The 17,993-nt window shown below is 39.9% G+C and carries 18 protein-coding genes, 1 tRNA gene and 1 pseudogene; 10 read left to right on the top strand and 10 right to left on the bottom strand.

All coding sequences use genetic code 11. The annotated features are described in order from the left end of the window. Nucleotides 1-119 precede the first annotated feature (119 nt). Nucleotides 120-236: pseudogene (locus tag H7O61_RS07085) on the top strand (DNA methyltransferase); the annotation flags it as partial. 18 nt (nt 237-254) lie between these two features. Here H7O61_RS07085 and xseA read toward each other — a convergent pair. From xseA to hopF, 7 genes are all read right to left on the bottom strand, one after another. Beyond that, nucleotides 255-1,517 (bottom strand): exodeoxyribonuclease VII large subunit, encoded by a 1,263-nt coding sequence (gene xseA, locus H7O61_RS07090; RefSeq protein ID WP_187875550.1) that lies wholly within the window; start codon nt 1,515-1,517, stop codon nt 255-257. 12 nt (nt 1,518-1,529) lie between these two features. Then, complete coding sequence (rseP, locus tag H7O61_RS07095; protein WP_187875551.1) at nt 1,530-2,585, bottom strand: RIP metalloprotease RseP; 1,056 nt, start codon at nt 2,583-2,585, stop codon at nt 1,530-1,532. Then, entirely contained in the window at nt 2,582-3,241 is a 660-nt protein-coding gene (locus H7O61_RS07100; protein WP_001226705.1) for a MotE family protein, read from the bottom strand. The genes rseP and H7O61_RS07100 overlap by 4 nt, the downstream gene beginning before the upstream one ends. Continuing rightward, nucleotides 3,234-3,662, bottom strand: coding sequence for a flagellar export protein FliJ (locus H7O61_RS07105; RefSeq protein ID WP_187875552.1), 429 nt, complete (start codon nt 3,660-3,662; stop codon nt 3,234-3,236). Before H7O61_RS07105 ends, H7O61_RS07100 begins: the two co-directional genes overlap by 8 nt. Then, a complete protein-coding gene (purA, locus tag H7O61_RS07110; RefSeq protein ID WP_187875553.1) occupies nt 3,659-4,894 on the bottom strand; it encodes an adenylosuccinate synthase in 1,236 nt (411 codons plus the stop codon). Before purA ends, H7O61_RS07105 begins: the two co-directional genes overlap by 4 nt. A gap of 97 nt (nt 4,895-4,991) precedes the next feature. After that, a complete protein-coding gene (gene hopG / locus H7O61_RS07115) occupies nt 4,992-6,410 on the bottom strand; it encodes a Hop family outer membrane protein HopG (protein ID WP_187875554.1) in 1,419 nt (472 codons plus the stop codon). A 12-nt stretch (nt 6,411-6,422) separates the two neighbouring features. Next, entirely contained in the window at nt 6,423-7,859 is a 1,437-nt protein-coding gene (gene hopF, locus H7O61_RS07120) for a Hop family outer membrane protein HopF (protein ID WP_187875555.1), read from the bottom strand. Nucleotides 7,860-8,023: 164 nt separating this feature from the next. Between hopF and H7O61_RS07125 the strand changes: the two genes are divergently transcribed. From H7O61_RS07125 to nikE, 3 genes are all read left to right on the top strand, one after another. After that, a tRNA-Ala gene (locus tag H7O61_RS07125) sits at nt 8,024-8,099 on the top strand. 104 nt (nt 8,100-8,203) lie between these two features. Further along, nucleotides 8,204-9,226 carry an ABC transporter permease gene (locus H7O61_RS07130; RefSeq protein WP_187875556.1) on the top strand — a complete coding sequence of 341 codons (1,023 nt, stop codon included), beginning with the start codon at nt 8,204-8,206 and terminating at the stop codon, nt 9,224-9,226. Nucleotides 9,227-9,235: 9 nt separating this feature from the next. Next, nucleotides 9,236-10,786, top strand: coding sequence for a nickel ABC transporter ATP-binding protein NikE (gene nikE / locus H7O61_RS07135; RefSeq protein ID WP_187875557.1), 1,551 nt, complete (start codon nt 9,236-9,238; stop codon nt 10,784-10,786). A gap of 66 nt (nt 10,787-10,852) precedes the next feature. On the opposite strand, the gene H7O61_RS07140 is transcribed toward nikE, so the two are convergent. The 3 genes from H7O61_RS07140 to H7O61_RS07150 are packed head-to-tail and all read right to left on the bottom strand — an operon-like array spanning nt 10,853 to nt 13,986. Further along, complete coding sequence (locus H7O61_RS07140) at nt 10,853-11,392, bottom strand: DUF2393 domain-containing protein (RefSeq protein WP_187875558.1); 540 nt, start codon at nt 11,390-11,392, stop codon at nt 10,853-10,855. Between the two features lie 6 nt (nt 11,393-11,398). Further along, the gene (locus H7O61_RS07145) at nt 11,399-12,487 is read right to left on the bottom strand and encodes a prohibitin family protein (protein WP_001121063.1); all 1,089 of its coding nucleotides are present in this window, start codon (nt 12,485-12,487) and stop codon (nt 11,399-11,401) included. A 20-nt stretch (nt 12,488-12,507) separates the two neighbouring features. Then, entirely contained in the window at nt 12,508-13,986 is a 1,479-nt protein-coding gene (locus H7O61_RS07150) for a DEAD/DEAH box helicase (protein WP_187875559.1), read from the bottom strand. Nucleotides 13,987-14,169: 183 nt separating this feature from the next. On the opposite strand from H7O61_RS07150, the gene H7O61_RS07155 reads away from it, so the two are divergent. The 6 genes from H7O61_RS07155 to H7O61_RS07180 all read left to right on the top strand — a co-directional run bounded on the left by H7O61_RS07155 (nt 14,170) and on the right by H7O61_RS07180 (nt 17,986). Next, the gene (locus H7O61_RS07155) at nt 14,170-15,198 is read left to right on the top strand and encodes a flagellar basal body P-ring protein FlgI (protein WP_187875560.1); all 1,029 of its coding nucleotides are present in this window, start codon (nt 14,170-14,172) and stop codon (nt 15,196-15,198) included. Continuing rightward, nucleotides 15,195-15,512 carry a hypothetical protein gene (locus tag H7O61_RS07160; protein WP_000609421.1) on the top strand — a complete coding sequence of 106 codons (318 nt, stop codon included), beginning with the start codon at nt 15,195-15,197 and terminating at the stop codon, nt 15,510-15,512. Before H7O61_RS07155 ends, H7O61_RS07160 begins: the two co-directional genes overlap by 4 nt. Continuing rightward, nucleotides 15,509-16,654, top strand: a complete 1,146-nt coding sequence (gene flgS / locus H7O61_RS07165; protein ID WP_187875561.1) for an acid survival sensor histidine kinase — start codon at nt 15,509-15,511, stop codon at nt 16,652-16,654. Before H7O61_RS07160 ends, flgS begins: the two co-directional genes overlap by 4 nt. 204 nt (nt 16,655-16,858) lie before the next feature. Next, nucleotides 16,859-17,293, top strand: a complete 435-nt coding sequence (gene dps, locus H7O61_RS07170) for a DNA starvation/stationary phase protection protein (RefSeq protein WP_000846459.1) — start codon at nt 16,859-16,861, stop codon at nt 17,291-17,293. Between the two features lie 20 nt (nt 17,294-17,313). Further along, complete coding sequence (locus H7O61_RS07175; RefSeq protein ID WP_187875562.1) at nt 17,314-17,598, top strand: DUF2018 family protein; 285 nt, start codon at nt 17,314-17,316, stop codon at nt 17,596-17,598. Beyond that, nucleotides 17,591-17,986, top strand: coding sequence for a hypothetical protein (locus tag H7O61_RS07180; protein WP_187875575.1), 396 nt, complete (start codon nt 17,591-17,593; stop codon nt 17,984-17,986). Before H7O61_RS07175 ends, H7O61_RS07180 begins: the two co-directional genes overlap by 8 nt. Nucleotides 17,987-17,993: the final 7 nt, after the last annotated feature.

The raw sequence follows: 17,993 nt of genomic DNA on the forward strand, positions 1-17,993 counted from the left end.
ACTATCAAGGCGTATATAGAAAATCAAGGTTAGTTTCACTTAAGGTTTTTATATAGTTCCTAGCGGAACTAAAGCATTCATCCCAAACACTAAAGATATTTGGGATTTCTGCTTGGGTGGTTTTAAAAAACAAGGGGTATCAAAACACGATTTCAAACATCATGCTATTGCGTTTAGAAAAAATCATTGAAAGAAGTGAATACGAAATTTTAAAAACAAAATCTATTTTATCTTAAATCTTATTTTTCAAACCCCTACACCCTATCCACGCCCAAAATTTCAGCGCTCGCTCTGGCTTTTTCATTGTTTAATTCAATTTTATCGCCCGCTTTTAATGCCTCTAATTCTATCGCTTGATCATTCTTGCTCACAAACGCCCCGAATTGGGGTAGTTTCAAATTTGCGTAAGCGAGTTTGAGGGCGTTTTCTAGCCTGTTTAAGCGCTCTGTTTTAGTTTGTAAAAAAGGGCTTGTGGATAGTTGGGTAGAGATTTTTTCTAAAAGCGTTTTTTTAAGGCGTAAAAATTCTAAGGTTTTATTGTCTAAAGCGATTGTTAATTTCTCTAATTTTAAAGCGTTTAAATGGTGCTTGTTTTCAAAACTCAATCGTTTCAAAGAAGCCGCTAAATGCTCTAAATGCGCCTTTTTTTGATGGAGCAAAGTTTTAAAAGAGCGGCGCAATTTCACATTAAACCCATCAAGTCTTTGCAACCATTCATCGCTACTAGGGAGTAAAATCTCCATCGCGTTTGAAGGCGTAGAAGCCCTTAAATCCGCTACTAAATCGCTCAATAAAAAATCGCTCTCATGCCCAATAGCTGACATGCTGAAGGTTTTAGCCAAATACAGAGCATCAGCGATTTTTTCATCATTGAAAGAATACAAATCCTCCATGCTCCCCCCACCCCTAGCCATTACAATCGCATCAAAAGCGTTTCTTGTGTCATGAAAACTATCCGCATAAGCGATGCTCTCCACCACGCTTTGAACGCACCCTTCCCCTTGCATTAAAGTGTTGATGCAGACTAATTCGCATATCGGCCATCGTTTGGAAGCGATCTTTTGCATGTCCGCCCAAGCGGCTGAATTTTGAGAAGTGATGACTGCCACTCGTTTAGGAAAATGCGGTTTGGGTAATTTATTCGCTTCATCAAAATAGCCTTTAAGGCGTAATTTTTCTTTCAATTGTTCTAAAGCTAGGGTTAATGAACCTATATCTTTAGGCTCTATTTCAAAGCAATTGATTTGATAATCCCCCCTTGGAACATACACGCTAATGCCCCCAAAAACAACCACTTCCTGCCCTTCTTTTAAAGCGAATTTGAGCCTGTTAGCGTTCCCTTTAAACAGCACGCATTTAATAACCGACTGGCTGTCTTTGAGCGAAAAATACGCATGGCCGCTCACCTTATGGATAGTCAAATTACTCACTTCCCCTTGAACCCTAACTTGCAAAAAAGTCGCTTCTAAAAGGGCTTTGATTTGCACATTGATTTCGCTCACGCTCAATACATGCATCAACTCCCCCTTTTATAGCAAACGAGTGATGTCATTGAAAAGCCCTAAAAACATGATAAAAACCAAAAACCCCACCCCCGCTAGCCACAACGCATTTTGTATGGGCGTTGGCAAAGCGATATGAAAAATATTTTTAAAAACGACCCCTAGCATTTGCGCCCCATCTAAGGCTGGAATGGGTAATAAATTTAAAATCCCTAAATTGATAGACAAAAACGCCCCAAACAACAAAAGCATGCTCACGCTATTGGCATGGCTTAACGCTCCCACAATGCCTATTACCCCACTCAATTCTTTAACTGAAGCGCTCCCCACAATCAAACGCCTTAAAGAATCCACAATCAAAACAACGCCCTCTTTAAACCGACTCAAAGCCTTTTCAAACGCTTGAAACACGGAATAAGAGACAACGCCCATTTTTTGCATGTCCGGTTTAATGCCTATTATTTTATACTTGATGATTTCATTAGGATCATTAGATTCGCTTATTACCGCCACGATTTTGGGGGTCAGGCGTTTTTCTAAAATCCGGTTGTTTCGCTCTATTTCTAAAATTAACTCGCCTTGAGAACGCGCCACTATGCCTCTAATCTCTCTAAAACTCGCTATTTTTTGATGGTTGATAGAAAGGATTTTATCCCCCTTTAACAGCCCGGCCTCTAGTGCGTTTTTGTCTAAATCGCCAATGACGGGCAGTAAGACTTTTTCCCCGCTCAATGCCAGAAAAAAATACACTAAAATCGCAAAAAGAAAATTGAAAAACGCCCCCCCAAATAGTATCCATAGCTTTTGGAAAGGGCTTTTTTGCGCGTAGCTATCATTCTCTTGATTAATTTCATTTTCTTCATTTTCTTCTTTATCCATGCCCTTTAATTTCACATAGCCCCCAATCGGGATCAAAGACAGAGCGAATTGCGTGCCAAAAAGCTTAAAGAAACAGAGTTTTTTACCAAAACCAATGCTAAACACTTCTACTTTCACCCCACAAATCCTAGCGATAATAAAATGCCCTAACTCATGGACAAAGATCAAAAACGCCAGCATCAAAACCGCTACAATGAACATCATACCCCTGCAGGCTCTTTGGTGTTAGGATCTTTTAAGGTTGGCTCTTTAGGAGGCGTGGGTGGTGTGGGGGGCGTGGGATCTGTGGTTTTTTGATTTTCTTTATTTTCTTTTGGGGGTTTTTGCCACAACTCTGTCAAAGCCGCCGCTTTTTTAGGATCCATTTTGGCTAAAATTTTACCTAATTCTTGGGGTTTTAGTGCCATTAAAATTTCTAAGGCGTTTTGAGTGGGTAGATTTTCTAAAATCAGAGCCGATTTAGAATCTTTCATTTTAGAATAAGTCTCGCCAATCTTGCTGTCTTTAGCCTGCTTGATTTCTCTTAAAATGCCTTCATTTTCTTCTATCAAATTTTTAAGGCGTTTCTTTTCTTCTGTTTGTAAGGTTTTAAAGGCTTCTTCTTTAGCCGCTAAATTTTTCAGTTTTTCTTCCACTTCTTTTTCTTTTTGGTTTAACAGATCGTTTTTTTCATCTAAAAGGCGGGCGTTTTCGGTTTGCAAGATCCTCAAAGACTGCTCTTTTTCGCTCAATCGGCGCAAATCGTCTTTTAATTCGGCTTTTTTAGATTCAAAAATCGCAGAGCATTGCAACAATTCTTGTGCGGCTTCTTCACTAAAGAGCGCTTGTAAAATCAAGCCCATTAACAAGATTTTACGCATGCAAACCCTCTTTTTGCCAGTGTAAAATCATGGCGTTTTCGTCCAAAAGAGCCTGCTCTTTTTTTTCCAAAATTTTCTGTTCTTTTTGCTTTTCCTTTTCTAAAATGATTTTAGCTTTTTCTAATTCCTGGTTAGCCAAAAGATAATCTTTTTCTAAAATTTTTAAATCCTTAGTTAAATTCTCGCCCTCTTGTTGGTAATATTCTATCTCCAATCTTAGAGCGCTTTTTAATTGCTGGGTTTGTAAAAAAAGGCTCATTCCCCCCAACTCAGGGTTTTTAAACGCACTCAATTGGGCTTGTTTGTCCAAAATTTCTCGCTCGTTTTGCCGCAATTCTAAACGCTTGCTTTCAAGCTTTTGCTCTATTTTTTCTAACGCAAGGGTTTTTAATTGCACCAATACAGAAGCGAATTTTTTCATAGAAAAATCGTGTCTTCTCTTTCAGGGCTTGTAGAAATAAGGCCAATTTTCACCCCCACTTCTTTTTCAATAAAACGGATATACTCTCTAGCGTTTGGCTCTAAATCGTCTAATTTTCTCACGCCCGCGCTTTTTTCCCAGCCTTTAAAAGTTTGATAAATCGGCACGCAATCTCTCAAATCGCTAGGGAAAGCCTCTAATCTTTCGCCCTTTCTTTCATAAGCCACGCACACCTTAATCGCATCAATCCCGTCCAAAACATCTAATTTCATTAAGGCTAATTGCGTGCAACCATTCAAAGCGCAAGCGTATTTTAAAGCCACCAAATCCAGCCACCCGCAACGCCTTGGGCGCTTGGTTGTCGTGCCAAACTCCGCGCCCTTAGTCCTTAAATGATCGCCCATGGGTGTAGTGTCTTCGCTAGGGAAAGGCCCATTACCCACACGAGTAGAGTAGGCTTTCGTGATGCCTATGACTTCATTGATCGCTTTAGGGTTTAAGCCGGTGCTAACGCAAGCACTAGCGCTCGTGGTGTTGGAGCTTGTTACAAAAGGGTAAGTCCCTAAATCAATGTCTAAAAGCGTGCCTTGCGCCCCTTCTAATAGGATTTTTTCACCCTTTTGGTTCGCTTCTATCAGCATGCTTGTGGTGTCTTTGATAAAGGGGCAAATTTTTGGAGCGTAAGTTTTAAAATACTCCCTCAAATCTTTTTCGTAATCCTCGCCCAAATCATACGCTTCTTTAAAAGGCTCAATGGCTTTGAAATGCGCTTTTAGTTTCTCTTCTAATATGACATCGTCTAATAAATCCCCCATTCTTATCCCGCTCCTCGCCATTTTATCCTCATAACAAGGGCCTATGCCTTTTTTAGTCGTACCGATATTTTGAGATTTTTCTTTAAAAGCGTCTTTTTTGGCATGATAAGGCAAGATCACATGGGCTCTGTCGCTAATAAACAAACGATTTTCTAAATCCTCAAACGCACTGATTTCTTCGCACAAATCCTTAATACTCACGACCACCGCGCTAGAAATGATGTTCTTGCATTTGGGGTATAGCGCTCCTGAGGGCATTAAATGCAAAGAATGCTTAACCCCCTTATGCACAATGGTATGCCCGGCATTATGCCCTCCTTGATAGCGCACCACAAAGTCATAATCTTTAGCGATCCTATCAACGATCTTTCCTTTCCCCTCATCTCCCCACTGGATCCCCACAACGACATCTGCCATAAAATATTATCCTTAAAACAAAGTAGATTGGATTGTTTAAAAGCTTGTTAGAATACCAAAAAAAAGTAAAAAGCCCCTTTAAGCTCTAAAAAAGAGCTTAAAACCCTATCGTGTAATTGATATAGAACGCATACAAACGCCTGTAATCCACATCAGCCCCATTGGCCCTCAAATACCTTTGATTGATCGCTGGGATTTTCACGCCAAATTCCATCCCATGCTGGATGCTTTGAGACGCGCTCAAAAACCGGCGGTGCATGGTGCTAGCAAAATGAGCCCTTAAGCCCAAATTAAACAAAAATTGGAAATTCGTGGGAGTGGGGTATTCTTTAAACGAGTCTTTAATCTGATTTCTTAAAGAGCTATCCCAAGTGTTACCCGCTATTTGAATGCCCCCAAACACCCCCACATTCAAAGATTGATCGCTAAAAACCCTTCTGAAGATATTCCATAAAAAGTCTGTGCCAGCGCCATAAGTAAAGATATTCGCCTTAACAGCGCTGCTGAGACTGCCTAATTGCGTAAAGCCGTAATCAAAGAAAGCGTAATACCGTAAGCCTATATTCTTCTTGCTCCCAAAAAATTGCTTATAGCCCATTTGAATGCCAAAGCCATTAATAACCCCATGCTGAGAGCTTGTGCCTGGCCCAAATTGGGGCAAGTAAGGCTCATCGTAATTATTTAGCATTCCTCCTAGCTGTTTTAAATTCTCTTGGTAAGTAGCGATTCGATCCGAAATGGTTTTCACATCCTTTTGGAGCATGGCTCCTGCACCACCGCTCTTATTCAAGCCCTCTGCGATCTGGCCTAGCTTTGCTGAAGAAGTGTCATTAAAAAGCTGCATTTGGGCTAAAAGCCCTTTTAAAAACACCGAATTACTATCCAGATTCACTCTTGTGAGCGCGTTTAAAAGCGCCACGCTCTCGGTGGCTAAGAGGCTAAATTCGCTTTGAGAGCCATAGAGAACTTTTATAATCCCTACGTATTCAGGAACCACTCCATTATTACTGCCATTATTATTATTATTAACCAAGTTATACAACACATTACTCAAATACACTTGCAAGGCTTGGACGCTATAAGCGTTTTTATCTGCTTCAAAGCGTTGCTCAATTTGGGGGAGTATTTTTTTAAACTGGGTTAATTCTGCGTTATTGTTAGCAACAGCTTTATTAGTGTTAATAATTTGATTGCCTATCCCTAAAAGAGCGTCCATGGTCGTGTTTGTCGCTAAGGTTAAAAGCCCATTACCCCCTGCCATACCCACGCCCACTTGACGGAAATCATCAATGACATTATTCCTTAGAGTGCTGCCTTTGTTATTGATGTTTTGTTGCGCACCACCGATTTGATAGCCCACTCCCATATAAAAGCCATCGTCTTCAGCTAACGCCATGCTTAAAGGAAGGCTAAAAAGCAGAGCGGTTTTTAAAAGCCCTTTTTTGAGTGCGTGGTATTGACTATAACCTTTTTTCATTCTTGTATTCTTTATCTCTTTTGTATTGGTGTTTTTCATCAAGAGCCTTCCTTAAAAACCGACTGAATAGCCCACATAGAAGCTAAAATTCCTCATATAGCTCGCGCTTGAGCCTTGGGTTGCGAAATATTTATGAGCGATAACAGGGATTTTCACCCCAAATTCTATCCCTTGGTCTAGCCTGTGCTTATTGAAATTGGTTTTTGCAAAGTTGGTGCGCACGCCCAAATCAAACAAGAATTGGAACGAACTGGACTTGACATCAGGCCTTTGCCCGCTCAATAGGTTCGTTACATTAGTGCTCCAAGTTTGCCCCGCAATTTGAGCGCCAAAGAAAAGGCCGATTGTAGTCCTTTCCCTCCTTCTAGAGCGTTCATACACATTGTATAAAAAATCCGTTCCTACCCCATAAGTAACAAGATTCGCTCCCACTTTTAAATTCGTATCGCCAAAGTTCGCATAGCCATAATCCAAAAACCCATAATACCTTAAGCCAACATTTTTCTTATGGGTGAAAAATTGTTTATAGCCCATCTTAGCCCCAAAGCCGTTCATGCTCGCTGACTGATAATCTTTGAGAGAAAAGAGGTTAGGGATATAAGAAATCTTATAAAGAGAACTAGCTGAAGATTCAAACTGACCTAAACTCGCGTTAATGATGTTTATGACTCTGTCTAGCCCTTTCTTATAGATAAGCTGATTCCCACTAAAACAAGACGATGCACTGCTACAGATATTTTTTTCAATAAAACTCCCTAACCTCAAAGTCTCACGATCCAAAGAAATCCCGCTCTTAATCAAAGCGTTGATCTCGCTAACCGTAGAATTAGCCCCTATCAAGCCCGTTTGCGAAGAAAAATTTTGCATGCCTGTGGCAATATCGCCCACGCTCACGCCGTTATACGCTCCATTAGTCCCGCTTGCGCCTAAAAGCATGACTTTCATGATATTTTGGTATAGTTGCTCGTTATTGTTTTGTTGGATTTTGCTCAAATCCACTTGCCCTAAAGCTAAAACGATGTTTTGAGCCACTAAGAGCATGCTATCCGTGATACCGATTTGTTCTTTCCCTACATCCACCACCAAAGGCTTAACGACACCCTGATTAGCGTATTGCTGGGATAGATCCAATAGCTTTCCTAAAATCCCTAGAGATTGCTCTAAATTGACTAAGGCTTGGTTGGGTTGTCCGTTTTGCTGTTGCGGATTGTTTTTTAGGCTTCCACTCAAAAGAGCTTTTGTTTTATTCCCTAAAATATCCAAGTAGTAGGATAAGGGAATGGCAGAAGTTTGCAACCTCACAGCCCCATCTCTAATCAACTGCTTTAATTCTTGCGCTTGAGTGAAGCCTGGATTTTTCAATTCCTGTCTGGCCAAACTCGTTTGATAATCTATGACAAAAAACGCCCCATCTTCTTCAGCGTTACACAAAGACATGCCCGCTAGTAAGGAAAGAGCGATCGTTTTTTTAAAGGAGTGGTTTTTCAAAAATATCCTTTTTGCTTTGGCTTTGATAAGTGATTTTACTTAATCCATAAAAGAAACTCCCTAATTTTAAGATAATCATTCTTAATTTGCTATTAAGTGTTTCAAAAAAGCATCAAATTGACATCTTTTAAGCAAAATGTTATAATGCTCGCTTAATTTTACTTGGGGTGTTAGCTCAGTTGGGAGAGCGCAACGCTGGCAGCGTTGAGGTCAGGGGTTCGAACCCCCTACACTCCACCATTATTATTACGCTTATCCTCTTTCTTTATAGATCAAACCCGTTTTCTTGCTAGTATTACCCATAATTAATTATAATCTTAGGGATTGTTTTTCATCAAGGGAGTTTGAGCGTGAGCAGTTTGTTTAAAATGCGCATTCTGAGTTTTAAAAAGAATAAGCGGGCGGTGTTTTCGCTCTGTCTTTTTATCGCTTTATTAGCGCTTTCTCTTTTAGCCCCCTTGTGGGTGAATGATCGCCCCTTATTCATCTATAAAGACAATAAGGCGTATTTCCCCATGTTTAAAAACTATGCGGAAGTGGAGTTTGGAGGCGATTTTTTCACCCCTACAGATTATAACGATCCTTATGTGAAAGACACGCTTTTAAAAGACGCTTTCATCATCCATGCGCTCATCCCTTATAGCTACGATACGATCATTATGGATTTAGACTCGCCTGCCCCCACCCCCCCAAGCTTCAAACACCTTTTAGGCACAGACGATCAAGCCAGAGATGTGTTAGCCAGGCTGGTTTATAGCTATCGGGTTTCGTTAGTGTTTGGGATTTTACTCACCCTTTTTAGCGTTCTTATTGGCGTGAGTTTGGGAGCGTTTCAGGGGTATTATGGAGGGTTAGTGGATTTAGTGGGGCAAAGGTTGAGCGAGATTTGGAGCGCGATTCCTATGCTTTTTTTACTCATTGTGATTTCTAGCGCATTTAATTCTAATTTTTGGATCATCTTGTTTTTAGTCTTGCTCTTTAGCTGGATGGGGCTTTCTCAAGTCGTGCGCACGGAGTTTTTAAAAGCAAGGAATATGGACTACACCAAAGCCGCTAGAGCGCTTGGGGTGAATGATTTAAAAATCATTTTCTACCATGTTTTACCCAACGCTTTAGTAGCGACGATCACTTATGTGCCGTTTTTAATGGCGGCCAGTATTTCTACTTTAGTGTCTTTGGATTTCTTGGGTTTTGGCATGCCCATAGGGAGCGCGAGTTTGGGCGAATTAGTCAATCAAGGCAAGGATAACCTCACCACGCCCCATTTAGCCATCGTTGCGTTTGTAGCCATTAGTTTGTTGCTTTCTGTTTTGGTGTTCATTGGCGAAGGGGTGCGCGATGCTTTCAACGCTAACATGCTCAAATAAAGGGGTTACATGCTAGAAATCAAAAACTTAAACTGCGTTTTAAACCCTCATTTTTCGCTCCAAAACATTAATATTTCTTTAAGTTATGGTGAAAGGGTGGCGATCGTGGGCGAGAGCGGGAGCGGGAAAAGCTCTATCGCTAATATCATCATGCGTTTAAACCCTAGATTCAAGCCCCATAATGGCGAAGTGCTGTTTGAAACAACCAACCTTTTAAAAGAAAGCGAAGAATTTATGCAGCATTTAAGGGGGAATATTATCGCTTATATCGCTCAAGACCCCCTATCCAGCCTAAACCCCTTGTATAAAATCGGCAAGCAAATGAGTGAAGCCTATTTCTTACACCATAAAAACGCTTCTCAAACGCTCCTTAAAGAACAAGTTTTAAACGCCATGAAACAAGTCCAATTAGATGAAAAATTTTTGGATCGTTACCCTTATGAGCTCAGCGGTGGGCAGTGCCAAAGGGTGTGTATCGCTATGGGGATCATTAATGCGCCCAAACTGCTTATTTGCGATGAGCCTACCACCGCACTAGATGCACAAATCCAAAACCAGATTTTAGACTTGCTCAAGCAATTGAGCGTGGAAAAAAACATCGCCCTTTTGTTCATTAGCCATGATTTAAAGGCGGTCAAACGATTGGCTGATAGGGTTTATGTGTTAAAAAAAGGCGAGATCGTAGAAACCAATTCCACCAAAGAGCTTTTTAATGACCCCAAGCACGAATATTCAAAACTCTTGATTCAGGCTTCAAACTTGCCCGCTAAAAACTTAAAAGCGCTAGATGAGACGCTTTTAGAGGTGAAAGATTTTAGCGTTTATTACTTGCAAAAACGCTTCTTTAGATCTTCTTTAAAAAAGCCCCTTATCGCATCAGTCAATTTTTCCCTCAAAGCTAAAGAAAACATCGGCATCATTGGCGAAAGCGGGAGCGGGAAAAGCTCTCTAGCGTTAGGGCTTTTAAAACTCGCTCTAAACAGCGGGGAAGAAAAGATTTTAGGCCAAAGCGTGGGATCTTTAAATTCTAAGGCGTTCAAACCCTACCGCAAGATCTTGCAAATGGTGTTTCAAGACCCTTACGCTTCATTAAACCCTCGCTTAAGCATTCAAAGCATTTTAATAGAAGCTTTGTGCTTTGCTTACCCTAAAGCTTCCAAAGAAGAATGGCACCATCTCGCAAAACTTTGTTTAGAAGAAGTGTGTTTAAACCCTGAATTGCTTAACTTTTACGCTTATGAACTCAGCGGTGGGGAACGCCAAAGAGTAGCGATCGCTAGAGCAATCGCTTTAAAACCTAGAATCATTCTCTTAGATGAGTCCACTTCCGCTTTGGATAAGAGCATTCAAAAAAGCGTGTTGGAATTATTGTTGGGTTTACAAGAAAAGCAGGATTTGAGCTATTTGTTTATCAGCCATGATTTAGATGTGATCAAAGCTTTTTGCGATAAGGTGTTAGTGGTGAGTGAGGGGAAAGTCGTAGAAACAGGCACTATTGAAGAGGTGTTTGACAACCCTAAGCACGCTTATACGAAGCGTTTGCTAGAATCCAGGCTTTAAAAAACTCTATTTTAAAAATTTATGCTTTTAGCGTTTTTAATCGCTTTTTAATGAATGTTATCTTTTTTATAAACAAAACAAAGAAACTTGATAGGGGGCCGTTTTTGAATAAGGGTAGTCGTCAATAAAGAATGAAAAGACCTTGGATTCTTCAGGCAAAATCTTTTCTTTAAAGGTTTTTTCATAGCTTTTTTTGACAAACCATTTAAAAGCTCGCTCTTCTACAAAATTGTGAGGGTTTTTAAGGACTTCTAGGCGTAAAACGCATTTGTTTAGACTGAATTTGGAAATGTTTTTGACTCCCACTTGCAAAGAAAAGGCGTTGCTATAACTTAAGGGGTTAGCGTGCAAGATGCGCGTTTCTATGGGGTAAATCGCTTGAGTGAGTAAAACATTCAAAACAAAAGGCATGCTTAAAAACGCGCCCAAAAAAGTTGCTACCGCTAGATAGCTAGCCCAACGGTTTCTTAAAAGCAGAGCCAAAAGGAGCAAAATCGCGCAAAAAAGGATTAAAACGCCCGCTATTAAAACGCTAATTAAAGTCGCTTGATTTAAAAAGCCCTTAAAAGACTCCAAAAAAGCTTGGATAAAGGCAAGAGACGCCATGCGTTTTTAAGGCTCTTTACTCTCGGCAATGCTAGATTTAACCTTACTTTTAGTGTCAATCCAAATATTAGGCACAGCCCCGCCTGGAGTGAGCATGATTTGAGCGTTGTTGTTCGTTTTTAACGCTTCATTAAACTGGCCTTGAACTTCAATTTGGCGCAGCCTTAAAAGCTTGTCGCTCAAGCTTTGCGAAATGCTTAAATTGGCTTGAGATTTTGCCTTAGCCTCAATCACGATCGCATCCGCCACGCCCTGAGCCTTAATCCTGTTAGCGTCCGCTTCCCCTTTAGCCAGAGCGGCTTGTTTTTGAGCTTCTTGCTTGGAGCGCTCCACCTCGTATTTCACCCTTTCTGATTCTTGGCGTGCGATTTGGACTTTTTCAATTTGCTCTTTAATCTTAGCGGGTAAAACGATTTCTCTCAATTGGATAGAGCTTAATTCCACAGGGGTGTTGGGGAGCTTAGAAACTTCTTTATTGATACCGCTATTGATAAGAGCGGCGATTTCATTGCGCTTAATGGGTAAATCTTCAGCCGGATAGCGCCCCACCACAGAGCGCACCACATCGCGCACCACAGGGTTGATGATCTTTTGCTCCCAAGACAAGCCATAAGTAGCGATCGTTTGAGGGGTGGTTTGAGGGTTTAGGCGGTATTGCACGGTGAGCTCAATAGAAACGGTCAAACCCCTGCTATCCATCACATTAATGGCGTCGTTTCTAAAAATCCCTTGGTTTTTACCCGCCACGCCCATGTCTTCGGTGCGTGAAAAATTGATATTTCTGATCCTTGTATCTACAATGAGAATGTCTTGAATGATAGGCACAAAAAAGTGGATTCCTGGCTGTAAGGGGGTGGGTTCGTATTTCCCGGCGGTGATCTTAATGCCAATTTCTCCTGAGCTAATCACTTCAAAAGGCTTGGCCAAAAAAGCGATAACGCCTAAAAGGACAATGACGATTAAAACCGATAGTTTTTTGGAATTAAAAGAGTTAGACGGCGGAATGAAACGCCCTCCATTATTAGGCGTATTAGGCGTGGGGTTTTCTCTTTGAGAATTTTTCTTTTTTAAATGTTCGTTCAAATCAATGGGCATGAGTTTCCTTTTTAAATATTTTAACGGCGTTTGGGTTTTTTAGAATAACGATTCGTTTTGGGGTGTTTGTCTCTGTGGTGGCCCTTTTTGAAAGAACGCACTTGATCATGTTGGTGCGTTTTTTTGTTAGAGGGTTTTGGCGTTTTTTCTTTAGGGTTTTGAATCGCATCAATCTCTTGCTGGTTCAAGCCAATTTTACTGGTTTCAAACTGCAAACTCAAAAGTTTTAAAACCAATTGAGACGGCTCAAAAATTTCGGTAAGCTGTTCATAAAGGCTGATGATCCCTTCAGACACTTTAGTGTCATGCAAGGTTTTGATGATCTGATTTTCGTTAATGGTGGGGATTTCAAAAAGTTCAATCTCTGAATCAATTTCTTTTTGCATGCGTAAAAGTTCTTTGTATTCTAAGGGGGTTACTAAAGTGATCGCCATGCCTTTTTTGCCCGCTCGCCCGGTTCTCCCAATGCGATGGATATAGCTCTCGGTGTTTAGGGGCAAATGGTAATTAAACACATGGCTTACACCGCTAATATCTAGCCCTCGGCTCGCCACATCCGTAGCCACTAACACATCAGCATCATTTTTTTTAAACGCCATGATAGAAGAGCGGCGATCCCTTTGATCCATATCCCCATGCAAGGCGGTGCTTTTGTAATTTTTAGAAGCAAGGAATTGGTGCAATTCATCGGCTTCTTTTTTAGTGCGCGTGAAAACAATGCTCTTTTTGGGCACTTGGGTGTCCAAAAGGCGCATGATCGCTTCAGCCCTCTCATGCTCATTGATCACATAAAACCGTTGGGTGATGTCAGTGTTAGTGATATTAGAAGGAGCGATATGGATTTTAATAGGGTTTTCTAAAATCTTATCCGCTAGTCTTTTAATCGGCTCTGGCATCGTGGCTGAAAAAAGCAAGATCTGCGCTTCGCTAGGAAGGTAGTCAAAAATCTCTTCAATATCGTCTAAAAACCCCATATCTAGCATTTCATCGCTTTCATCTAAAACGACCACTTTAGGCACAAATTTATGGATGCGTTCGTTTTTTAAATGATCCAACAATCTTCCTGGTGTAGCGATCATCACTTGGGGGTTTTTCTTAATAAATTCGCATTGTTTTTTAACGCTCTGCCCTCCATACACGCACACGGTTTTAGTCCTGGTGTGTTTGCCCAATTTAAAAATCTCATCGCTAATTTGCATGGCTAATTCTCTAGTGGGCGTGATCACTAAGGCCTCTATGGTGTGGTTGTTTTTAAGGTTGTTGATAATGGGCAGAGCGAAAGCGGCGGTTTTTCCTGTGCCTGTTTGGGCTTGCGCGATGACATCTCGGCCTTGCAAAACAGCCGGAATGGCCTTTTCTTGAATGGGGCTTGGGGAAGTGAAGCCGGCTTCATAAACGGATTTTAAAACCGATTCTTTTAAGCCCAAGTCATTAAAACTCGGCTTATGATAAGCGTCATCATCAATTTCTGTAGGGAGTGGTGGTTGATTCAATTCCATGGGAGATTCATACCTCAATTTAATTTGAAACTTAAAGCTAATAAAAGGCTAAAATTAAAATCTTTGATTTAAAGTTTATAAGATTTTGAGTATAGCATAAAAATGCGCTCAATTAGGTTTAAAGTTTTTATAAAAGGCTTATGCTAAAATAATTAGAATTTAAGGAATAAAGAAAGGGTTTGATTGAAACGGGTGTTTTTGTGGCTTATTTTTGTATTAGCTTTCCACAAGCTTTTGGCCGAAAAAATAGGCGATATAGCGAGCGTGGTGGGCGTAAGGGATAACCAGCTGATTGGCTATGGGCTTGTGATTGGCTTAAATGGCACAGGGGATAAATCCGGCTCAAAATTCACCATGCAATCCATTTCTAACATGCTAGAGAGCGTGAATGTCAAGATCTCTGCAGATGATATTAAATCTAAAAATGTCGCTGCCGTGATGATTACAGCCTCCTTGCCCCCCTTTGCAAGACAGGGCGATAAGATTGATATTCAAATTTCTTCTATTGGCGATGCGAAATCCATTCAAGGGGGGACTTTGGTGATGACCCCTTTAAATGCGGTAGATGGGAATATTTACGCCCTCGCTCAAGGGGCTATCGTTTCGGGTAATTCTAATAACTTGCTCTCAGCCAATATCATCAACGGAGCGACTATTGAAAGGGAGGTTTCGTATGATTTGTTCCATAAAAACGCCATGACTTTAAGCCTGAAAAACCCCAATTTTAAAAACGCTATCCAAGTGCAAAACACTTTAAATAAGGTGTTTGGCAATAAAGTGGCCATAGCGCTAGATCCAAAAACCATTCAAATCACTCGCCCAGAGCGTCTTTCTATGGTGGAGTTTTTAGCTTTAGTGCAAGAAATCCCTATTAATTACAGCGCGAAAAATAAGATCATTGTAGATGAAAAATCAGGCACGATCGTTTCAGGAGTGGATATAATAGTACATCCTGTAGTGGTTACAAGCCAAGACATCACGCTTAAAATCACTAAAGAGCCATTAAATGATTCTAAAAACACGCAGGATTTAGACAATAACATGTCCTTAGACACCGCTCACAACACGCTGAGCTCTAACGGGAAAAACATCACCATTGCCGGGGTGGTAAAAGCCTTACAAAAAATTGGCGTGAGCGCTAAGGGGATGGTTTCAATCTTGCAAGCCCTAAAAAAAAGCGGTGCGATTAGCGCTGAAATGGAGATACTATGATAAACAACAATAAAGCCATGTTAGAGCAATACAATGTTTCTAAATTAGCGAGCGAAGAGAAATTAAAAACGCTAGCTCAAAATAAAAACGACAAGCTCCTCAAAGAACAAACCGATTCTTTTGAAGCGTTGCTTTTAAAATTCATGCTAGATAGTGCTATGAAAATGGATAACCCATTGTATCCTAAAGCCCCAGGCGATGAGATTTACACTTCCATGTATAAGGACACCCTTTCTAAAGAATTGAGCGGGAATTTTGGCTATAGCGAAATGCTGTTTAATTTCTTAAAAGAGCAAGAAAAACAAAAACCATGAAAAAATCCAAGCGCTTAAAACGCCCTTATTTGAAGCGTTCCCATTTGAAACACTCTTATAAGGCTTCTTCTTTCAAGGGATTGTTAAAAAAAGAGGATAATGTGATTTCATTAGAAAATTTTAAACCCAAAGAGAGCGAAGATTTATTAGAAAATTTTTCCAATAAAAAAGACATGCAAGAATTGCTAGGGCTTTTAAACCAATTTATTTTACAAAGCTACAAGGTAGAAAAAGAATTTAAGGATTATAAAGCCCTTTATGAATGGGTCATAGAGATTTTACCGCAAGCCATTTGGGTGATGAATGAAAACGGGAGCTTTTTTTATAAAAATTCTTTAGCTAATCAAAGCCATGAGGTGTTCAATAAGGCTAAATTAGAAAATTTTAACACTGAAATTGAACATGAAAATAAAAGCTATTTAGTCCAGCAAAACAGCATTCAAGGCAAGCAAATCATCACCGCAACCGATATTAGTGCTCAAAAACGCCAAGAGCGGCTCGCTTCTATGGGGAAAATCTCAGCGCATTTAGCCCATGAGATCAGAAACCCTGTAGGCTCTATCTCTCTTTTAGCTTCAGTGTTATTAAAGCATGCGAACGAAAAGACTAGGCCCATTGTTGTAGAATTGCAAAAAGCTTTATGGCGCGTGGAAAGAATCATTAAAGCCACCTTGCTTTTTTCTAAAGGCATTCAAGCCAACCGCACCAAGCAAAGTTTAAAAACGCTAGAGAGCGATCTCAAAGAAGCCCTAAATTGCTACACTTACTCTAAAGATATTGATTTTCTTTTTAATTTTAGCGATGAAGAAGGGTTTTTTGACTTTGATTTGATGGGGATTGTGCTGCAAAATTTCTTGTATAATGCTATTGATGCGATTGAAGCCTTAGAAGAGAGCGAGCAGGGTCAAGTGAAGATTGAAGCGTTCATTCAAAACGAATTTATTGTCTTCACTATTATTGATAATGGCAAGGAAGTGGAAAACAAAAGCGCTTTATTTGAACCTTTTGAAACCACTAAATTAAAGGGTAATGGCTTAGGGTTAGCCCTGTCTTTACAAGTGGTTAAAGCCCATGAAGGGAGCATTGCGCTATTAGAAAATCAAGAAAAAACCTTTGAAATTAAGATTCTTAACGCTTCTTGATTTGGATAACTATCCCCCTTAAAAATGAGTTTTACTATAAAACAAAATTTTAAAAAGATTAAATAATATTAAATTGAATAGGGTTTATCAATATTTTACAAAAATAAGATCAAAAAAATTTTTCATTAACTCTTTTGGTGTAGGATAGCGATCAAGGTTTTTATGAAAATAAAAGCCTAAAACAATTTTAAAAAAGGACTTTTGATGAAAACATTTGAAATTTTAAAACATTTGCAAGCGGATGCGATCGTGTTGTTTATGAAAGTGCATAACTTCCATTGGAATGTGAAAGGCACGGATTTTTTCAATGTGCATAAAGCCACTGAAGAAATTTATGAAGAATTTGCGGACATGTTTGATGATCTCGCTGAAAGGATCGTTCAATTAGGACACCACCCCTTAGTCACTTTATCCGAAGCGATCAAACTCACTCGTGTTAAAGAAGAAACTAAAACGAGCTTCCACTCTAAAGACATCTTTAAAGAAATTCTAGAGGACTACAAACACCTAGAAAAAGAATTTAAAGAGCTCTCTAACACCGCTGAAAAAGAAGGCGATAAAGTCACCGTAACTTATGCGGACGATCAATTGGCTAAGTTGCAAAAATCCATTTGGATGTTGCAAGCCCATTTGGCTTAAGCTCCCAAAAAGAAGTCAGCATGAGAGATTACAGCGAGCTTGAAATTTTTGAGGGAAACCCCTTAGACAAGTGGAATGACATTATTTTTCATGCGAGTAAAAAGCTTTCTAAAAAGGAGCTAGAGAGGCTTTTAGAGCTTTTGGCTCTTTTGGAAACTTTTATAGAAAAAGAAGACTTGGAAGAAAAGTTTGGATCTTTCGCTAAAGCTTTAAGAATGGATGAAGAGTTGCAACAAAAAATAGAAAGCAGAAAAACAGACATTGTGATCCAATCCATGGCGAATATTCTCAGTGGGAATGAATGAGCTTATCCGCTATGGCTTGATATTCCTCTTTTTTTTAGAGGCGTTTGGGCTTGATTATGGGATCGATAAAACGCTAGAATTAAAAAAAGATGAAGTGTTTAAAGCGATCATCAAAGACATTTCTAACGAACAAACCAAAGAAATTACGCTCTATTGGACTCTATATGCAAATAAAGGTTTAGTCATCAACATGCGTTTCAACCATTTCCCTTACCAGTTTATTTTATACACCGATCATGCGAGAAACACCTATAATCTCAAAGTTTTTGAAGAAAAATTTTCTTCTAACAGTGCTCTGTCGCTTGTGTTTAAAGATTTTAAAGAAGATAAAGCCACTTTAAGGCTTTTAGCCCTTATGCCCCTTGTTTTTTCCCCTAAAGAGCCTTAAGGAATTC

It is taken from the genome of Helicobacter pylori (assembly GCF_014496965.1).
GTDB lineage: Bacteria > Campylobacterota > Campylobacteria > Campylobacterales > Helicobacteraceae > Helicobacter > Helicobacter pylori_CZ.